Source organism: Sphingobacterium composti (genome assembly GCF_009829075.1).
Lineage (GTDB): Bacteria > Bacteroidota > Bacteroidia > Sphingobacteriales > Sphingobacteriaceae > Sphingobacterium > Sphingobacterium composti.
Genome location: NZ_WUQZ01000001.1, coordinates 218,302 through 234,930, shown reverse-complemented (window position 1 = coordinate 234,930; position 16,629 = coordinate 218,302). Strand labels below are relative to the sequence as shown.

18 protein-coding genes are annotated in these 16,629 nt (G+C 35.5%); 9 read left to right on the top strand and 9 right to left on the bottom strand.

The window, feature by feature from the left end:
- The first annotated feature begins 90 nt into the window (after positions 1 to 90).
- The gene (gene dnaK, locus GOQ17_RS01040) at positions 91 to 1,998 is read left to right on the top strand and encodes a molecular chaperone DnaK (RefSeq protein ID WP_159633501.1); all 1,908 of its coding nucleotides are present in this window, start codon (positions 91 to 93) and stop codon (positions 1,996 to 1,998) included.
- Between the two features lie 84 nt (positions 1,999 to 2,082).
- Here dnaK and GOQ17_RS01035 read toward each other — a convergent pair whose 3' ends face one another.
- The 6 genes from GOQ17_RS01035 to GOQ17_RS01010 all read right to left on the bottom strand — a co-directional run bounded on the left by GOQ17_RS01035 (position 2,083) and on the right by GOQ17_RS01010 (position 6,403).
- Positions 2,083 to 2,298, bottom strand: a complete 216-nt coding sequence (locus tag GOQ17_RS01035) for a hypothetical protein (protein ID WP_159633498.1) — start codon at positions 2,296 to 2,298, stop codon at positions 2,083 to 2,085.
- An 81-nt stretch (positions 2,299 to 2,379) separates the two neighbouring features.
- Positions 2,380 to 2,580 carry a helix-turn-helix transcriptional regulator gene (locus GOQ17_RS01030; RefSeq protein ID WP_159633496.1) on the bottom strand — a complete coding sequence of 67 codons (201 nt, stop codon included), beginning with the start codon at positions 2,578 to 2,580 and terminating at the stop codon, positions 2,380 to 2,382.
- On the bottom strand, positions 2,570 to 3,061 hold the full coding sequence (locus tag GOQ17_RS01025) for a hypothetical protein (protein ID WP_159633493.1): 492 nt from the start codon (positions 3,059 to 3,061) through the stop codon (positions 2,570 to 2,572). Before GOQ17_RS01025 ends, GOQ17_RS01030 begins: the two co-directional genes overlap by 11 nt.
- Before the next feature lie 91 nt (positions 3,062 to 3,152).
- The gene (locus GOQ17_RS01020) at positions 3,153 to 3,842 is read right to left on the bottom strand and encodes a TIGR02117 family protein (protein ID WP_159633490.1); all 690 of its coding nucleotides are present in this window, start codon (positions 3,840 to 3,842) and stop codon (positions 3,153 to 3,155) included.
- Positions 3,843 to 3,909: 67 nt separating this feature from the next.
- A complete protein-coding gene (locus tag GOQ17_RS01015) occupies positions 3,910 to 4,821 on the bottom strand; it encodes a nucleotidyltransferase family protein (RefSeq protein ID WP_159633487.1) in 912 nt (303 codons plus the stop codon).
- A gap of 34 nt (positions 4,822 to 4,855) precedes the next feature.
- On the bottom strand, positions 4,856 to 6,403 hold the full coding sequence (locus GOQ17_RS01010) for a helicase HerA-like domain-containing protein (RefSeq protein ID WP_236537009.1): 1,548 nt from the start codon (positions 6,401 to 6,403) through the stop codon (positions 4,856 to 4,858).
- Positions 6,404 to 6,599: 196 nt separating this feature from the next.
- Between GOQ17_RS01010 and GOQ17_RS01005 the strand changes: the two genes are divergently transcribed.
- From GOQ17_RS01005 to GOQ17_RS00995, 3 genes are all read left to right on the top strand, one after another.
- Positions 6,600 to 6,959, top strand: a complete 360-nt coding sequence (locus GOQ17_RS01005; RefSeq protein ID WP_159633484.1) for a hypothetical protein — start codon at positions 6,600 to 6,602, stop codon at positions 6,957 to 6,959.
- Between the two features lie 126 nt (positions 6,960 to 7,085).
- On the top strand, positions 7,086 to 8,657 hold the full coding sequence (locus tag GOQ17_RS01000; protein WP_159633481.1) for a SulP family inorganic anion transporter: 1,572 nt from the start codon (positions 7,086 to 7,088) through the stop codon (positions 8,655 to 8,657).
- 72 nt (positions 8,658 to 8,729) lie between these two features.
- A complete protein-coding gene (locus GOQ17_RS00995; RefSeq protein WP_159633478.1) occupies positions 8,730 to 9,377 on the top strand; it encodes a carbonic anhydrase in 648 nt (215 codons plus the stop codon).
- Between the two features lie 71 nt (positions 9,378 to 9,448).
- Here the strand turns inward: GOQ17_RS00995 and GOQ17_RS00990 are convergent, their stop codons facing one another.
- Together GOQ17_RS00990 and GOQ17_RS00985 are read right to left on the bottom strand one after the other, a co-directional pair.
- Entirely contained in the window at positions 9,449 to 11,257 is a 1,809-nt protein-coding gene (locus GOQ17_RS00990; protein ID WP_159633475.1) for a M56 family metallopeptidase, read from the bottom strand.
- 4 nt (positions 11,258 to 11,261) lie between these two features.
- Positions 11,262 to 11,633 carry a BlaI/MecI/CopY family transcriptional regulator gene (locus GOQ17_RS00985; RefSeq protein WP_159633472.1) on the bottom strand — a complete coding sequence of 124 codons (372 nt, stop codon included), beginning with the start codon at positions 11,631 to 11,633 and terminating at the stop codon, positions 11,262 to 11,264.
- Between the two features lie 218 nt (positions 11,634 to 11,851).
- On the opposite strand from GOQ17_RS00985, the gene GOQ17_RS00980 reads away from it, so the two are divergent.
- Positions 11,852 to 13,138 (top strand): citrate synthase, encoded by a 1,287-nt coding sequence (locus tag GOQ17_RS00980; RefSeq protein ID WP_159633469.1) that lies wholly within the window; start codon positions 11,852 to 11,854, stop codon positions 13,136 to 13,138.
- 156 nt (positions 13,139 to 13,294) lie between these two features.
- On the opposite strand, the gene GOQ17_RS00975 is transcribed toward GOQ17_RS00980, so the two are convergent.
- Entirely contained in the window at positions 13,295 to 13,705 is a 411-nt protein-coding gene (locus GOQ17_RS00975; RefSeq protein ID WP_159633466.1) for an RNA-binding S4 domain-containing protein, read from the bottom strand.
- A gap of 107 nt (positions 13,706 to 13,812) precedes the next feature.
- Between GOQ17_RS00975 and GOQ17_RS00970 the strand changes: the two genes are divergently transcribed.
- From GOQ17_RS00970 to folP, 4 genes are all read left to right on the top strand, one after another.
- Complete coding sequence (locus tag GOQ17_RS00970) at positions 13,813 to 14,634, top strand: 2,3,4,5-tetrahydropyridine-2,6-dicarboxylate N-succinyltransferase (RefSeq protein WP_159633463.1); 822 nt, start codon at positions 13,813 to 13,815, stop codon at positions 14,632 to 14,634.
- Between the two features lie 12 nt (positions 14,635 to 14,646).
- Positions 14,647 to 15,228, top strand: coding sequence for an L-threonylcarbamoyladenylate synthase (locus tag GOQ17_RS00965; protein ID WP_159633460.1), 582 nt, complete (start codon positions 14,647 to 14,649; stop codon positions 15,226 to 15,228).
- 10 nt (positions 15,229 to 15,238) lie between these two features.
- Positions 15,239 to 15,718: a DUF4920 domain-containing protein gene (locus GOQ17_RS00960; protein WP_159633457.1), complete on the top strand. Its 480-nt coding sequence runs from the start codon at positions 15,239 to 15,241 to the stop codon at positions 15,716 to 15,718.
- Between the two features lie 65 nt (positions 15,719 to 15,783).
- Positions 15,784 to 16,623 (top strand): dihydropteroate synthase, encoded by an 840-nt coding sequence (folP, locus tag GOQ17_RS00955; RefSeq protein ID WP_159633454.1) that lies wholly within the window; start codon positions 15,784 to 15,786, stop codon positions 16,621 to 16,623.
- Positions 16,624 to 16,629 lie beyond the last annotated feature (6 nt).

Sequence of the window (16,629 nt, the reverse complement as noted above, 5' to 3'; positions counted from 1 at the left end):
TTCAAGTTTTACTAGTCAAAATAGTTGTTGGCACAAGGGTTGATATATACTTATCAAATTTAAAAATTAGTAAAAAACAATATTCATAATATGTCTAAAATTATAGGAATCGACTTAGGAACTACGAACTCATGTGTTGCTGTTATGGAGGGTAACGAGCCAGTAGTAATTGCTAACAACGAAGGTAAACGTACTACTCCTTCTATCGTAGCATTTGTAGATGGTGGTGAGCGTAAAGTAGGTGACCCTGCAAAACGTCAAGCAATCACAAACCCACACAAAACGATTTATTCTATTAAACGTTTCATGGGTACTTCTTATGACGAAGCTGCTAAAGAAATCTCTCACGTACCTTACAAAATTGTAAAAGGTGACAACAATACTCCTCGTGTGGAGATTGATGACCGTAAATATACTCCACAAGAAATCTCTGCTATGACTCTTCAAAAAATGAAGAAAACTGCTGAAGATTACTTGGGTCAAGAAGTATCACGTGCTGTAATTACAGTTCCTGCATACTTCAATGATGCTCAACGTCAAGCGACTAAAGAAGCAGGCGAAATCGCAGGTCTTAAAGTAGAACGTATCATCAACGAGCCTACTGCTGCTGCCTTAGCTTATGGTCTTGACAAAGCAAACAAAGACATGAAAATCGTCGTGTTCGACTGTGGTGGTGGTACACATGACGTTTCTGTTCTTGAATTAGGTGATGGTGTATTCGAAGTAAAATCAACTGATGGTGATACGCACTTAGGTGGTGATGACTTTGACAATGCAGTTATCAACTGGTTGAACGATGAGTTCAAAGCAGAAAACAATGGTTTCGACTTGAAAAAAGACGCTATGGCGTTACAACGTTTGAAAGAAGCTGCTGAGAAAGCTAAAATCGAACTTTCAAGCACTACTTCAACAGAAATCAATTTACCATATATTACTGCTGATGCTACTGGTCCTAAGCACTTAGTACGTACATTATCTCGTGCTAAATTTGAGACTTTGGTTGCTGACTTAGTAAAACGTACTATTGAACCTTGTCGTACAGCATTGAAAAATGCTGGCTACAGTACTTCAGATATCGACGAAATCATTTTAGTAGGTGGCTCTACTCGTATCCCTGCTATTGTTGACGCGGTAAAAGAATTTTTCGGCAAAGAGCCTTCGAAAGGTGTAAACCCTGATGAGGTTGTAGCTTTAGGAGCTGCTATCCAAGGTGGTGTATTGACAGGTGAGGTAAAAGATGTTTTGTTATTAGACGTTACTCCTCTTTCTTTAGGTATCGAAACAATGGGTGGTGTATTCACAAAATTAATCGAAGCGAATACAACTATTCCTACTAAAAAATCAGAAGTATTCTCTACAGCATCTGACAACCAACCATCGGTAGAAATTCACGTATTGCAAGGTGAACGCCCTATGGCTGCTCAAAACCGTACTTTAGGACGTTTCCAATTAGCGGATATCCCACCTGCACCTCGTGGTATTCCTCAAATCGAAGTTATCTTTGACATCGATGCGAATGGTATTATCAAGGTTTCAGCGAAAGATAAAGCAACTGGTAAAGAGCAAAATATCCGTATCGAAGCTTCTTCAGGTTTATCGGACGAAGAAATCCAAAAAATGAAACAAGAAGCAGAAGCTAACGCTGAAGCGGATAAAAAAATAAAAGAAGAAGCGGATAAAATCAATGCTGCTGATGCTTTAGTATTCTCAACCGAAAAACAATTGAAAGAATACGGAGATAAAATCTCAGCGGATAAAAAAGCACCTATCGAAGCTGGTTTAGAAAAATTAAAAGCTGCACACGCTGCTCGTAATTTCGAAGACATTGATACAGCTTCAGCTGAATTACAAAACGCTTGGAATGCTGCTTCTGAAGAGATGTATGCTGCTTCACAACAAGGTGGCGCACAACCTCAAGGAGACGCAGGTCAATCACAAGCTGGTGGAAACCAAGGTGGTGACGACGTTCAAGATGTAGAATTCGAAGAGGTTAAATAACCCCTCATTACAATACATAAAAATCCCCTCAGAAAATTTTCTAAGGGGATTTTTTTATGATTATCAAATTTAGAAACCCAAATATTACACTTCAAATTTCACCATAAAGGTACTATCGTTCTTCGCTAAAGTAAGCCCCAATGTTTCAAATTGTATCGAGAATTCTCCTTCTATCTTTTTAGCGATTTCTACGATTTTGACATCACCAATTGATTCTTGGATATATAATACCACAGTGATTAGTAATGCACCTGCTATTGCTTTACGTCCTAAACGTCCGAAAAGTGGATAAAAGTTCATATGGTTTGATTTATTAAACGAATATAAATCATAAAACCCTTATAATAAAATTATTAGAGATAAAACTCTTGTTACAAAGTACTAATCATTTTCATCCAATTCGAATAGTTCTTCTATATTCTTTTCCAATATTTTAGAAAGCTTCAATGCTAAAACTGTAGAAGGAACATATTTTGCCGCCTCGAGAGCATTAATTGTTTGTCGACTAACTCCTACTTCATTCGCTAACTGCTCTTGCGAATAACCTTTCAATAATCGATTTATTTTAATGTTATTCTTCATTTGCTAACCTCCTATTCAATTTGAGTAACTTCACTTTAAATATTAAAATAAATGACAACAATAATAAATGAGGACTAACAACAGCAAATGAAAAATATAATGTACCGTAGGTAAACATATTGATCACCAAACTATAAGCCAAAAAAATAATTATACTAGTAGACCATGATTGTAATCTTATTCTATCAATAAATTCATCTTCCACAAAATTTACTTTAGAAAAAGCTATGATAGCCAAGCCAATCATAGAAGGCACTAAAATTAAAATAAGACTATAATTAACTTTTTGAAGTCCAAAAATGAAATCTTCTTCACCTTTAACTTCACTTACATTCATAAGTGTATAAAATTCGCCCCAGAAACCATAAGAATCAAATGGAAGAAATTTATAAATACCATTTAAGTAGATAATAAAAGATACTAAGACAAGTATTATCCCAATCCAACTAAAATAACGTGGCAACAATGGTATTTTTTTCATAATGATTTAGTTTATTTTGAATAATGAAACAAATGTAAAACAAAACATACATTATGACAAGTATTTTTTACAAAATGTAAAAAACACTTTACTATCCGTGCCTATACCACCGTAATATTCCTTTATCAAATACCGTCCAAATACCTGATGGAAGTTTGGCGTTTTTAAGTGCTTGATTCGTCCAAGTGTTGCAAGAATAGAACATACTATAGGAACCCAAAGCTTCATAAAAAGCATCGGAATCGCCATATTGCGCAGTAGTTTCAATATAAATTGGCTTTTTATTTTCTTTTGTTTCTAAACTCTCGAGCACATAATCAATAAGAAGTTGATATTGATCGTGGTCGACATTGACTTTATAGCAAAGTTTGTCTTCCCTTATATGATGATGATAAGTAATATGCAAAGCCGTTTCGCCAATTCCCAATGCAGCAACTAATGCTGTTTTAGCCGTAAGATCTTTCCATTCTGGTGTATTGAGGTAAAAGCCTTTATCGCCCCATCCAATTCCAACCCATTTGTAAGTAGAATCTTGACTTTTTGTATCTGTAGTAGGGAAAATCTGTCGCCAATCGAGCAAATCTGTTTTTACTGGAAATACAATGTCCGTATGTACATCATTTGACAACAGATATATGGTGTAATCTTGTTTTGAATTTTCTACTAGTTTATTTTTAGGACTGGGTATACGTGACAAAATAGCATCAGCAACAAAATACATCGCCACAAAAACGAATAAAAAACCAAATACATATAGCAGTACCATTTTGAAAAATCTCATAATTTAAGCCATAAAAAAAGTGCAAAATTATTTTTGCACTTTATATATTCTTCAAAACAAATTATTTTTAGAAAAGTTTTGCAGGATAAGCACCTTCAGCAATCAAGTTAGAAATACTTTCTTGAACTATAGGCTTATCTTCTGGATAAGTTACCCCAAACCATTTCGATGAAGTCGGAATAACTTTAAAATCAGCCATTCCGTTTTTAACCATATAATCTGGAATAGAAGGAATAAAGAATTCAGCTTTTGGATTTTCAGCATTTGCTTCGACGAAAGCTGGAAACAAATCTAAGCACACCTCAAAAACTTTCGGAGTGAATCCCCAAAAATTCATGGATACACGAGATTTAGGATCCAAATCATATTCAACATCATTTTCGTTGAAAACAATTTTACGATCAGCTCCCTCTCCCTTATAATAGATATTAGTACGTTCAGTTACAGAGTTCATATTACCCTCAGCGCTTACTTCACATACACCACGAGACACATAACCGTGATCAGACATCGTATTACCTACTTCAAACCCCATCAAAGACATATTGCTATCCGTAACATCCTCGTTCAAAAACGTAGCCATTTTTTGAAATGCATCAGCCCCATAAAAATCATCCGCATTAATCACGCAAAACGGTTCATTAATTTTATCTTTAGCACTCATTACAGCATGAGCCGTTCCCCAAGGTTTAGTACGTTCAATTACGCGATTCACGCCAAATTTTGTCAAATCAAAATCTTGAAACGCATAATCTACTTCAATTTTACCAGCCAATTTTTCGTCGAATTTGGCACGCATAACCTCCTCAAATTCTTGGCGAATTATAAATACTACTTTTCCAAAGCCTGCTTGAATAGCATCGTAAATAGAATAGTCAATAATTGATTCACCATGTGGACCAAATCCATCCACTTGTTTCAATGACCCATAACGACTTGCCATACCTGCCGCAAGGACTAGTAAAGTAGGTTTTCCCATATTTAAAATAGATTAGTAATTTTTTGCAAATATACTATTTCTTTTTAAAGAATGTATTCAATAATCCAGTTGCAAGTTTTCCTAACAACTTTACTCCTTCACGAGCTAAAGTACGACTTGCTTGTGTCTGAGCTGCTTCTAATGGTGACTGACGTCTTGAAGACGTAGAACGTCCCTTTTGCGCTTGTTTTTGAGCTTCCTTTTCAGCTTGCTCACGAGCTTCTACTTGTTCATTGTACGCTTCTTTTTCTTCGATAATTTCGCTAGCACTTCTTCTTTCTACACGTTGTTGATATTTAGCGAAGAATTCAGAGTTTTTCACAATATTATCATAATTGTCAGAGGTAGCAGGTCCCATAACAGCCCTAGCAGGAACCAAATGCGTAGCGACTACTTCTGTTGGGATACCTTTATCATTCAAAACAGTTACTAAAGCTTGACCTGTTCCTAATGATGTCAAGACCTTATCGATTTCGTAAAATTCTGATGTCGGATACGTTTTGACAGTTTTACGCAAGGCTTCGGCATCATTCGGCGTGAATGCACGCAAGGCATGTTGAATACGATTTCCCAATTGACTAAGTACACTCTCCGAAATATCAGTAGCTGCTTGTGTACAGAAAAACACACCAACTCCCTTAGAACGAATCAATCTAATGATCTGTTCAATTTGACCCAAAAAAGCCTTGGAAGAACCATTAAATAACAAATGCGCCTCGTCTAAAAAGAATACCAACTTTGGCTTATCCAAATCACCAACTTCTGGCATTTTTTTAAATAATTGCGCTAGCAAGCTCAATAAAAATGTAGAATATAATAACGGTTGATCTTGGATGTCCGAAATATTTAATAACGTTATAACTCCCTTTCCATCTACACGACCAAACAAATCTTGAATATCAAATTCCTTTTCCCCAAAAATATGTGATACACCTTGTTGCTCTATCGCGACTATCTTACGCAAAATAGCTCCCGAACTAGCAGAACTTATCTTGCCGTAATCATCCTTTATTTCTGCTGCTCCTGCGCCTTCTGATAGATAAGATAACAGCTTTTTCAAGTCATTAAAATCGATCAACGGCATAGTATTATCTTGTGCATATTTGAATATTACACTTAGAACACCAGACTGTGTATCATTTAAGTCCAATATACGTGATAGCATGATTGGTCCGAAATCTTCTACTGTCAGACGCATAGATGCGCCTAGTTTTCCGGTCAAGGAAAAAATTTCAATAGGAAAACTCGAAGGAACAAACGGTATCCCTACAGCATTACCTCTTTCCAGCAAAGCATCATTTGTCTTTCCTTCCTCTGCCAAACCAGATAAATCTCCTTTTACATCCAACATAAAAACAGGAACCCCTTTATCCGATAATTGTTCTGCTATCAGTTGCAAAGTCCTTGTTTTACCCGTACCAGTAGCACCAGCTATCAACCCATGACGGTTCATCATTTTTAAAGCCAAATTAACTTTGGCATCGGTTAATACTTCACCATTCAATAAACCAGAGCCTAATTGAATAAACTCACCCTTTGGATTGTATGAAGATTTTATCCTTTCGATAAATTCCTGTTTCATATCTATATGTAATAAATTTCTAATTTAAAGATAATACACAATTTACTAGAATTGAAATAATTGTATTAGCAAATTATAAGAATTAAATTACAAAAATGTTAATTAATTGAAATTTTATCTTGTTTTTGTCACAATTTCACAACAAAATTCTTTTCCGACTTGATTTTTTAGACAGAAAAGTTATTTTTGTAATGTTATGTTAGGTAAATATGCAATGTTTAATAAAACAAAAAGAATAATAGCGGCTAAGCTATGTTTTTTTGTCTTCTTCTCGAAGATGCTTATTGCTGCTACGCCTATTTTTCATAATGTATTAGACAAAGGCACAGTCTTACAGGTTGTTATGCAACTTGAAATTGAGTTAGGTTCACAAAATTCCAATTCAAATAATGAGGACTTGCACGAACACAGTATAAAAATTTTTAAACCTGATGCAATTGATTTAAGTTTCAATCCCACCATCGAGAATAGTGGCAAGCAAAGAAATTATCTTAAAAACGAAAAATCGATTTGCAGTTTCCATCCTAGGGTACCAACACCGCCTCCTAACTGCTAGTTTATTTACAATTTAGAGATTTGGGTTAGTTAGTACGATCGTACTTTTTTAAGAATGTGTATTCTTGAAGAATAACTTTCACAGTCTATTTTTTTATTAATAAACTTTAACTATTTCTAAAATATTATGTTAGGAACTCGTATGTCTGCTTTTCTGAAATTATCGAAAAGAGACTTAAAATTTGACTTTCCAGCATCTATAGTTGTTTTCCTTGTTGCATTACCATTATGTTTGGGTATTGCTATGGCATCAGGAGCACCGCTATTTGCTGGAATATTGACAGGTGTAATTGGCGGTATTGTGGTAGCTTCTCTATCTGGATCACCTTTAAGTGTAAGCGGACCTGCAGCTGGACTGACTACAATTGTAGCTGCATCCATAATGAAGTTAGGTGCTTATGAAACATTTTTATTAGCTGTAGTATTAGCAGGTGTGATGCAATTGATTCTAGGCTTTATAAAAGCCGGAATGATTGGTAATTACTTCCCATCTTCTGTTATTATTGGTATGCTAGCTGCGATTGGTATAACGATTATTCTAAAACAAATACCGATTGCATTCGGCATGACAGAAGCACATGCTTTTGAAATGGACAATGGAGGCGGTATTTCTGCATTTACAGATACGATTATCAATTCTGTCAATTGGGGTGCTACAATTATTTGCTTTTTATCGCTAGCCATTCTTATTTTTTGGCCATCAATAAAAGGTTTAAATAAAGTCCCAGCTCCTTTAGTAGTAGTACTTTTAGGTGTTGGCTTAGGTTTTGCTTTTCAAGGCACTTCATTATCCTTAGGGACTTCTTCACATTACGTTTCTATTCCCGTAGTGTCGTCTTTTAATGAGTTTTTAGGTTTATTTATATTCCCCGATTTCACGCAGATCGTAAATAAAGAGGTTTGGATCGTAGCTGCAACGATTGCAATTGTTGCCAGTTTAGAGACATTATTAAGTATTGAAGCTGTAGACAAACTTGATCCATTCAAACGTAATTCTCCTACAAACAGAGAATTATTAGCTCAAGGAGCAGGAAATATATCATCTGGTCTATTAGGGGGACTACCTCTTACATCCGTAATAGTACGATCATCAGCCAATGCTAATTCAGGAGGACGTACACGTCAATCCGCTATATTACATGGAATCTGGTTATTATTAGCATTACTAGCAATTCCTGCTTTAATAAACTACATTCCATTAGCATGTTTGGCGGCAATTCTATTACACACGGGATATAAATTAGCGAAGCCTGCTCTTTTCAAGCAGATGTTTAGAAAAGGTTTGGATCAGTTTATACCATTTACAATTACTGTAGCAGCTATTGTAATCACTGATTTATTGACGGGTGTAGGGGTAGGTATAGTTGTAGCTACTTTCTATATATTACGTGCTAACTTGCAAAACGCTTATAAGTTTGAGATAAAAGAAGATCAAACAGCTATTCTGACTTTAGCAGAAGAGGTATCCTTTTTAAATAAAGCTCCAATTCAACAAAAACTATATAGCTTACCGAAATCAGTAGACAAAGTGGTGATAAACGGGGGGAACAGTAAGTTTATTGATAAAGATGTGTTGGAAGTATTAAAAGATTTCGAGCAAAATGCACTAAGCAAAGGTCTAGAAATTGAATTGCAAGATGTCACTTACAAGCGTAAGGTGGTCCGTTCGAAAAAATCAAATCTTCAGAAAGTAGTTTAATTAATAGAATTATAATCGCAAAAGTATTAACTTGCCCTAAATCATTTGGGCTGCATTAAAGAATAAAATAAAATGGGTAACAAAGAATTAGAATTAGGTTTTGAAAAAATATTACAAGGTAACAAAGAATGGGTTGATTTCGTAAAACAAGACGAATCAGGTAGATTTCAACAATTAGCAAAGGGTCAAAGTCCAGAAGTATTGTGGATTGGATGCGCTGATAGTAGAGTCCCGGCGAACGAGATTACAGGTAAAAAGCCAGGTGAGGTTTTCGTGCACCGTAATATTGCCAATATGGTTATCCACTCGGATATGAGTATGCTATCTGTATTGGATTATGCTGTCAATGTATTGAAGGTAAAGCATGTTATCATTGCTGGTCACTATGGTTGTGGTGGTGTTGCTGCATCATTGAGTCGTCAACAATTTGGTGTAATTGACAACTGGTTGTGCCATATCAAAGATGTATACCGTCTTCATGCTGCTGAAATCGATGCTATCGAGAACCATGAAGATAAAGTAAACCGTCTAATTGAATTGAATGTACAAGAGCAAGTTTTCAATCTTTGTACTACATCTATCGTTCAAAATGCATGGAAAGATCGTGATGATTTAGCAGTTCATGGTATGGTGATTAATATTGGCACAGGTGAGTTAACTGACCTTGGCTGTACATTCACGAACAATGAAGACCTTGGCGAAGTATTCGCCTATAAATAGGATTTAATTCTATTCATATATAAAACAAATAGCACTTCCATTCGTGAGTGCTATTTGTTTTATAATAATCATTATTTTTTAAGACCGGTAACAATGACTTCCTTTACAGCCCCTTTAGTTTTTACGTCAACAGAATCACTATTATTTTCCTTTGATTTATACCCTGTTACAACAACTTCTTTGTTTTTATTTTTCTTTGTCTTGATCTCTATTACTCCATCCTTGCCCTTGTCACCATAAACTGTTGTAGCATTTTCCCCTTTTAGAACATTCATACTTTCAATGTCATTAGGATCTAAATCCTCCAAATCAGAACCTATGCCCTTTTCTACGCCATCAATAATAAACAATACCTTCGCTGTCTGTTCTTTGAACTTTTCTTCGCTTTGTAAAGAGATTGCATGAATTACACCTTCATACTCTTCCCAGTTAGATACTAATGAACTGTATTTCACTTTCATAAGTGATCTTCCTGACATATGCGTCAATCGCTTTAAATTTTCATCAGCAATTGCTAAAAATTCACTTTTGGAAAGAATCTTCCCGTCATAATCATAAATAAACTTCTTATCGGGATCTATCTCAGCTTTACTTTTCAGTCTTTTAATAAAGTCTTGAGTTTGCATTTGTTTGTCATTAGAAGAATTCTTCTTTTTCGAAGTCATCACAAACAATCCTTCCGAATTTTCCTTTCCAATTTTCTTACGAATCTCTTCTTTATCCTTATAAATATCTACTCCATAAATCTCCGTTCTTGGGAATTCTAAAAATTCGTCGAGGCTAACTAATTTTCCATCAATCTCAAAATGTAGATTCTTACCTTCTAGTTCTTTACGGTCAAAATCAGGTGCTAATAAGGGATATTCCTTTTCTTGATTACTTGTATCTACAGAAATTATATCCGTACCAATCGTATTCTTTAATAATTCCCCAACTTCTCCTTTCATTTTTACATTTAAAGGTTCAGATATTACAGTAGTTTGCTTTGATTTATCAACTATTTTTTCAATATTATTTTCTGCTTTACTAACTGTAAAAGACATTCCTGCAATCAAAAAAACAGGTAATAAGAAAGCATACTTGCTCAATTCCAATTTGGAAGAGCGTTTTTTGTTCATCATCATAATGCGCTTTTTTAAAGTTTTAAAATTAAAATGGTTACTCATACCCACCGCGACACCTTGTCGCGTGACATGCAGTAAAGAATATTGATAGGTTTGCTTGTCCACGCCCTTATTTAGTACCTGCTGATCGGTCAGGAATTCTAAATTTTGACGTACAGCTTTGCGCATTAACCACACGAAGGGATTGTACCAACAAACCACCAATATCATTTCGAACAACAGAATATCGACCGTGTGATGGCCTTTCACATGGACAATTTCGTGCGCGAAAATATCTTGCAACTCCGTTTCTTGATGTTGCTCTTTGTGTATATATATTTTATTAAAAAATGAAAAAGGTACGATGGGGAATACTACATTTCTAAATAAATACGATTGCCAAATGGATTTTTCGGAATGCATGTGAATACGTAACAAGCTGAAAATCTGCACAATCAACTTAATAAAAAATACAACCGCAAATAATCCTAATTCAACGACAATCAGATCCAACAATGTTATTTGACTTGTACTAGGATCAGGCATTTGAAATGCAGTTAAAAACTCTGGGAAAAATGTGGAATCTAAAACCTCATTTTTGGCAAACCAAGATTTGAAATCAATAAATGGATACGCAAAAGCATAAAGGCTTCCAATCAAAAAGTAAATCCTGTTCAAATTGTAGAAAGTCAAACTTTTAAGCAAGAAATGATAACCCAAATAGATGAATGCTAACAATAGGTTTACCTGGATTATATAGGTTAGTAGATTTTCCATTTCTTTAAGATTTATTGTTCTTGATCATTTCTAGAATTTCTTTCAGCTCATTTTCGCTCAACTTTTCTTCTTTAATAAAGAAAGAAACCATTTCTTTGTATGAGTTTTTGAAATAATCCCCTACGAACGAATTCATAAACTTAGCACGATATTCTTCCAAAGTAATTATGGGTTCATATCGCTTTGCGTTAGCATATTTTACTGCTTTCACATAGCCCTTACGCTCGAGATTCTTAATTGTCGAGGCTAATGTAGTATATGGCACTTGTTCTCCGGGCTTCATATTATCTAATATCTCTTTCACAAAACCACCTTTAAGTTGCCAAATAGATAACATTGCTTCCTCTTCCTGAATCGTTAGTTTTTCTAAAATCATCTCGTCAAAATTTAAATCTCAAATCTAATCTACGAATAATTCGTAGAATAACAAATTTTTCGTAATTATTTAACATTTTTTGACAGAAATAGATAATCAGATAGTTAAGGAAATATAAAGTTTGCTATTTATGACCGATAAATGTCATTTAAACTTGATTTAAGTTTAGTTTTTCTTGTTGAATTTTATACTTTTGTGTATATACAAGAAATTTGATTATGTCGGAAACAGCATCTATTACTTTAAATGGAAAAACGCTTGAGTTGTCTGTAATCACAGGAACTGAAAACGAAAAAGCCATTGATATTTCAAAATTAAGAGACCAATCAGGATATATTACGTTAGACCCAGGATTCAAAAACACAGGCGCTACTAAAAGTGCTATTACATTTTTGGATGGAGAAAAAGGTATTTTGAAATACCGTGGGTATAAAATCGAAGAATTAGCCGAAAAATCTACATTCTTAGAAGTTGCTTATTTATTGATTTATGGTGAATTACCAACCAGAGAAGTTTTAGAGAAATTCAGATCCGATATCAAAGGGCAGATGATGGTTCACGAAGATATGAAAAACTTCTTCGCAGGATTCCCATCAAAGTCACACCCTATGGGTCAGCTTTCTTGTTTAGTAGGTGCTTTATCAGCATTCTATCCTGAATCATTAAATCCTAATCAAAACGATAAAGAAGAATACCAAACAATCGTAAACTTGTTGGGTAAAATGCCAACAATCGTGTCTTGGATTCAAAAGAAATCATTAGGTCATCCTGTTGTTTATCCTAAAAAAGACTTAGGATACATCGACAATTTCATGAATATGATTTTTGGTGAAGTGAATTGTGATAAAATCTTTGACGATGCGGTATTGAATGCCATGCGCGTATTATTGATTTTACACGCTGATCACGAACAAAACTGTTCAACTTCGACTGTACGTATCGTAGGTTCTTCAAATGCTAACTTATATGCTTCAGTTTCTGCTGGTATCAATGCATTGTGGGGTCCTCTTCACGGTGGTGCGAACCAAGCGGTGATTGAAATGTTAGAAGACATCAAAAATGATGGTGGCGATGTGAAGAAATATTTGGACAAAGCGAAGGACAAAAACGATCCTTTCCGTTTGATGGGATTCGGTCACCGTGTATACAAAAACTTTGATCCTCGTGCTAAAATCATCAAAAAAGCAGCTGATGATGTTTTAGAAAAATTAGGCATTAATGATCCTGTTTTAGATATCGCTAAAGGTTTAGAAAAAGCAGCTTTAGAAGATCAATACTTCATTGACAGAAAATTATATCCAAACGTTGACTTCTATTCAGGTATCATTTACCGTGCTTTAGGTTTCAATGCTGAAATGTTCACAGTATTATTTGCATTAGGTCGTCTTCCAGGATGGATCGCTCAATGGAAAGAGATGCGTGACAACAAAGAACCTATTGGTCGTCCTCGCCAAGTATATACTGGCAATGTCGATAGCCAATATATCGATTTAGATAACAGATAAATATTATCTGCTCATACCAACAATGCCTCGAATGAATTTCGAGGCATTGTTGTTTAACATCATTTAATATCTTTTTGACCTAAATAAAATCTAATGATTCAGTTTTTGGATTTCTCCACTACATATCGTTTCACTCGAAATAACGATTTTAATCACTTAATCCTCTTCAATATCCCACCACTCGCTCGCTTTCAAATCATCGATTTCTCTGCGGTCTCGTTTTGTAGGACGTCCAGCTCCGCGGTCACGCTTTAATATAGGTGCTTGGAACATTGATTTGTACCCGTGAGTTTCTTCGACAGGTGTACGGTCTTCGTAAAACTGCACAGCTGTTTTGGCATCCACTCTTCGTTCCAATAAACCTGTCACAAAAACAACTTTACGCTCAATACCTTTTTGTACAGCATACGTATCTCCTACTTTCACCACGTAAGAAGGTTTAATATTTTGACCATTCAATTTTACTCGACCAGCCTTACACGCTTCTGTTGCTAAACTTCTTGTTTTGAAAATACGAATAGCCCACAGATATTTATCCACACGTAATTTTTCAGGTTCATTTGCCATAGTTCAAAAATAGGAAGATTCTTTCAAAATAATGACCATTTACCACTATTGAATTGGAGAAAAATGAGCATATTTGTAGTTAGTATTTAGAGATTTATAAAAGAAAAATGGAAATTCAAAAACTTCAAAAATTAATCGAAGAAGCTTGGGAAGATAGACAATTATTAGGTAATAAAGAATATTTTGAGGCTGTTCAAACTATCATTATGAAATTGGACATTGGGGAATTGCGTGTAGCAGAACCAATTGGCAATCGTTGGCATGTAAATGATTGGATCAAAAAAGCTGTAATTCTTTATTTCCCAATCCGTGATATGAAAGTAATCGAAAATGCACCTTTCGTATATCACGATAAAATGAAGTTGAAAACAAACTACAAAGAATTGGGTGTACGTGTTGTACCGGGAGCTTCTGCACGTTATGGTGCTTATTTGGCTAAAGGTGTAATCATGATGCCATCTTACGTAAATATTGGAGCTTTTGTTGACGAAGGCACGATGGTAGACACTTGGGCAACTGTAGGTTCATGTGCACAAATAGGTAAAAACGTACACTTATCAGGTGGTGTAGGTATCGGTGGTGTATTAGAACCTGTTCAAGCTGCTCCAGTTATTATCGAAGACAACGTATTCGTAGGTTCTCGTGCTATCGTCGTAGAAGGAATCCGTGTAGAGACAGAGGCTGTATTGGGCGCAAACGTAGTATTGACTGCGTCAACAAAAATCATCGATGTCTCTGGTCCAGAACCAGTAGAATACAAAGGTTATGTTCCTGCGCGTTCGGTTGTAATCCCAGGATCGTATACGAAGAAATTCCCTGCGGGTGAATACCAAGTGCCTTGTGCTTTAATCATTGGTCAACGTAAAGAATCTACAGACAAGAAAACGTCTTTGAACGATGCATTGCGTGAGCACAACGTAGCAGTTTAATTTTATAAAAGGATGTCGAATACATTTGTGGATAGAGAGGATATTAATCAAGCTTTAGAAACGCTAAAAAATGGCGGTCTAATATTGTATCCAACGGATACAATATGGGGTATAGGCTGCGATGCTACAAATCCAGAAGCTGTGGAGAAAGTCTTTGCCTTGAAAGGAAGAGACAAAAACAAAAGTATGCTCATCCTGTTGCATAATGACAATCAATTAGCAGGCTATGTTCGTGATATTCCAGAAGTCGCATATGAATTGATAGAAGCTACGGACAGACCCTTGACGATTATTTATTCAGGAGCCAAAAATCTTGCTGAAAATGCGATTGCTGAGGATGGAAGTATCGGCATTCGTGTCGTAAATCATCCTTTTTGCCAACAACTATTGCAACGATTTAGAAAACCGATAATTTCTACTTCAGCCAATTTAAGTGGTGAGCCTTCTGCTGGTAATTTTGATGAAATCAAAGATGAAATCAAAGATGGTGTTGACTATATTGTTAAATTTGGTCAGCATGATACGTCAAAAGGAAAACCTTCTGTCATTATGAAACTTGACCCTTCGGGAAAATTTGAATTTATTCGTAAATAAAGATAAAACCATGAAAAAGTTAATTACACTGTGTGTGTCTTTGATGGCGATGATTGCAGTAGCATTCGCGCAACAAGATATCAAACCTGCCAAAGTGGGAGTACAATACGGCAAAGCTATCACTAACAAAAACGCTATTTCTGTTGAAAAATTAGAAAACACCTTGAAATCTAAAAAAGGATTTACGGGAAGAATCGAAGGCGAAGTAGTAGGTGTTTGTAAGAAAAAAGGTTGTTTTTTGACCTTGAAAAGAACTGGTGAAGGTGACCCAATTATGGTTCGTTTCAAAGATTACGGATACTTTGTTCCTGCTGATTTAATCGGAAAAACTGTAGTATTAGAAGGGAATGCTAAAGTAAAAGAGCTTTCAGTGAAACAATTAAAACATAATGCAGAAGATGCGGGCAAAAGTGCTGCTGAAATTGCGAAAATAACACAACCTAAAACAGACATTAACATTGTTGCAGATGGTGTTTTGGTTGTAAAATAGCATTTTAATCCATATTGAGAAAAGGCTGTAGTGAATATTACAGCCTTTTTTCTATTTTTACAATTATGAATTTGCTTAAGCCACACTCTTGTCAATCCATTAATATCAAAGGTACACTGATGACATTCGATAAGCCTGTTATTATGGGTATTTTGAATTTTACTCCAGATTCATTTTTTGATGGAGGACAACACAATAGCTTAGAGAATGCACTACGAAGAGCCGAGCAAATGGTTAATGAAGGTGCGGATATTATTGACATAGGTGCCTATTCCTCTCGACCAGGCGCTCCACTCATATCTGCTCAAGAAGAGATGGATAGAGCAATACCGGCAATTAAAGCAATCGTAAAAGAATACCCAACAATACCTTTGTCTATTGACACATTCCGTGCGGATGTTGCTAAAGCTTCAATCCAAGCTGGTGCACATATTATCAATGATATTTCGGGAGGAATTTTAGATGATAATATGTTTCCTACAGTAGCCGAATTGCAAGTGCCCTACATCCTTATGCATATGCGCGGCACCCCCGAAACAATGCAAAACCTCACGGATTACGATAACGTCGTGAATGACGTAGCTGTCGATTTGGGAGACAAAATCGCTAAATTGCGCGCTTTAGGCGTAAAAGATATTATCTTAGACCCTGGATACGGATTCGCAAAAACAATAGAACAAAACTACGAACTATTGCTTCGCGTCAATGAATTGCATTACCATGGACTGCCAATTTTAGGAGGAATATCTCGTAAATCTATGATTTATAAAAAATTAGGAATAACTCCACAAGAATCGTTAAATAGCACTACTGCCTTAAACACACTGCTATTAGAACGTGGTGTTCAGATATTGCGCGTACACGATGTAAAAGAAGCGAAACAACTGATACAATTATTATTCTAACCCTTA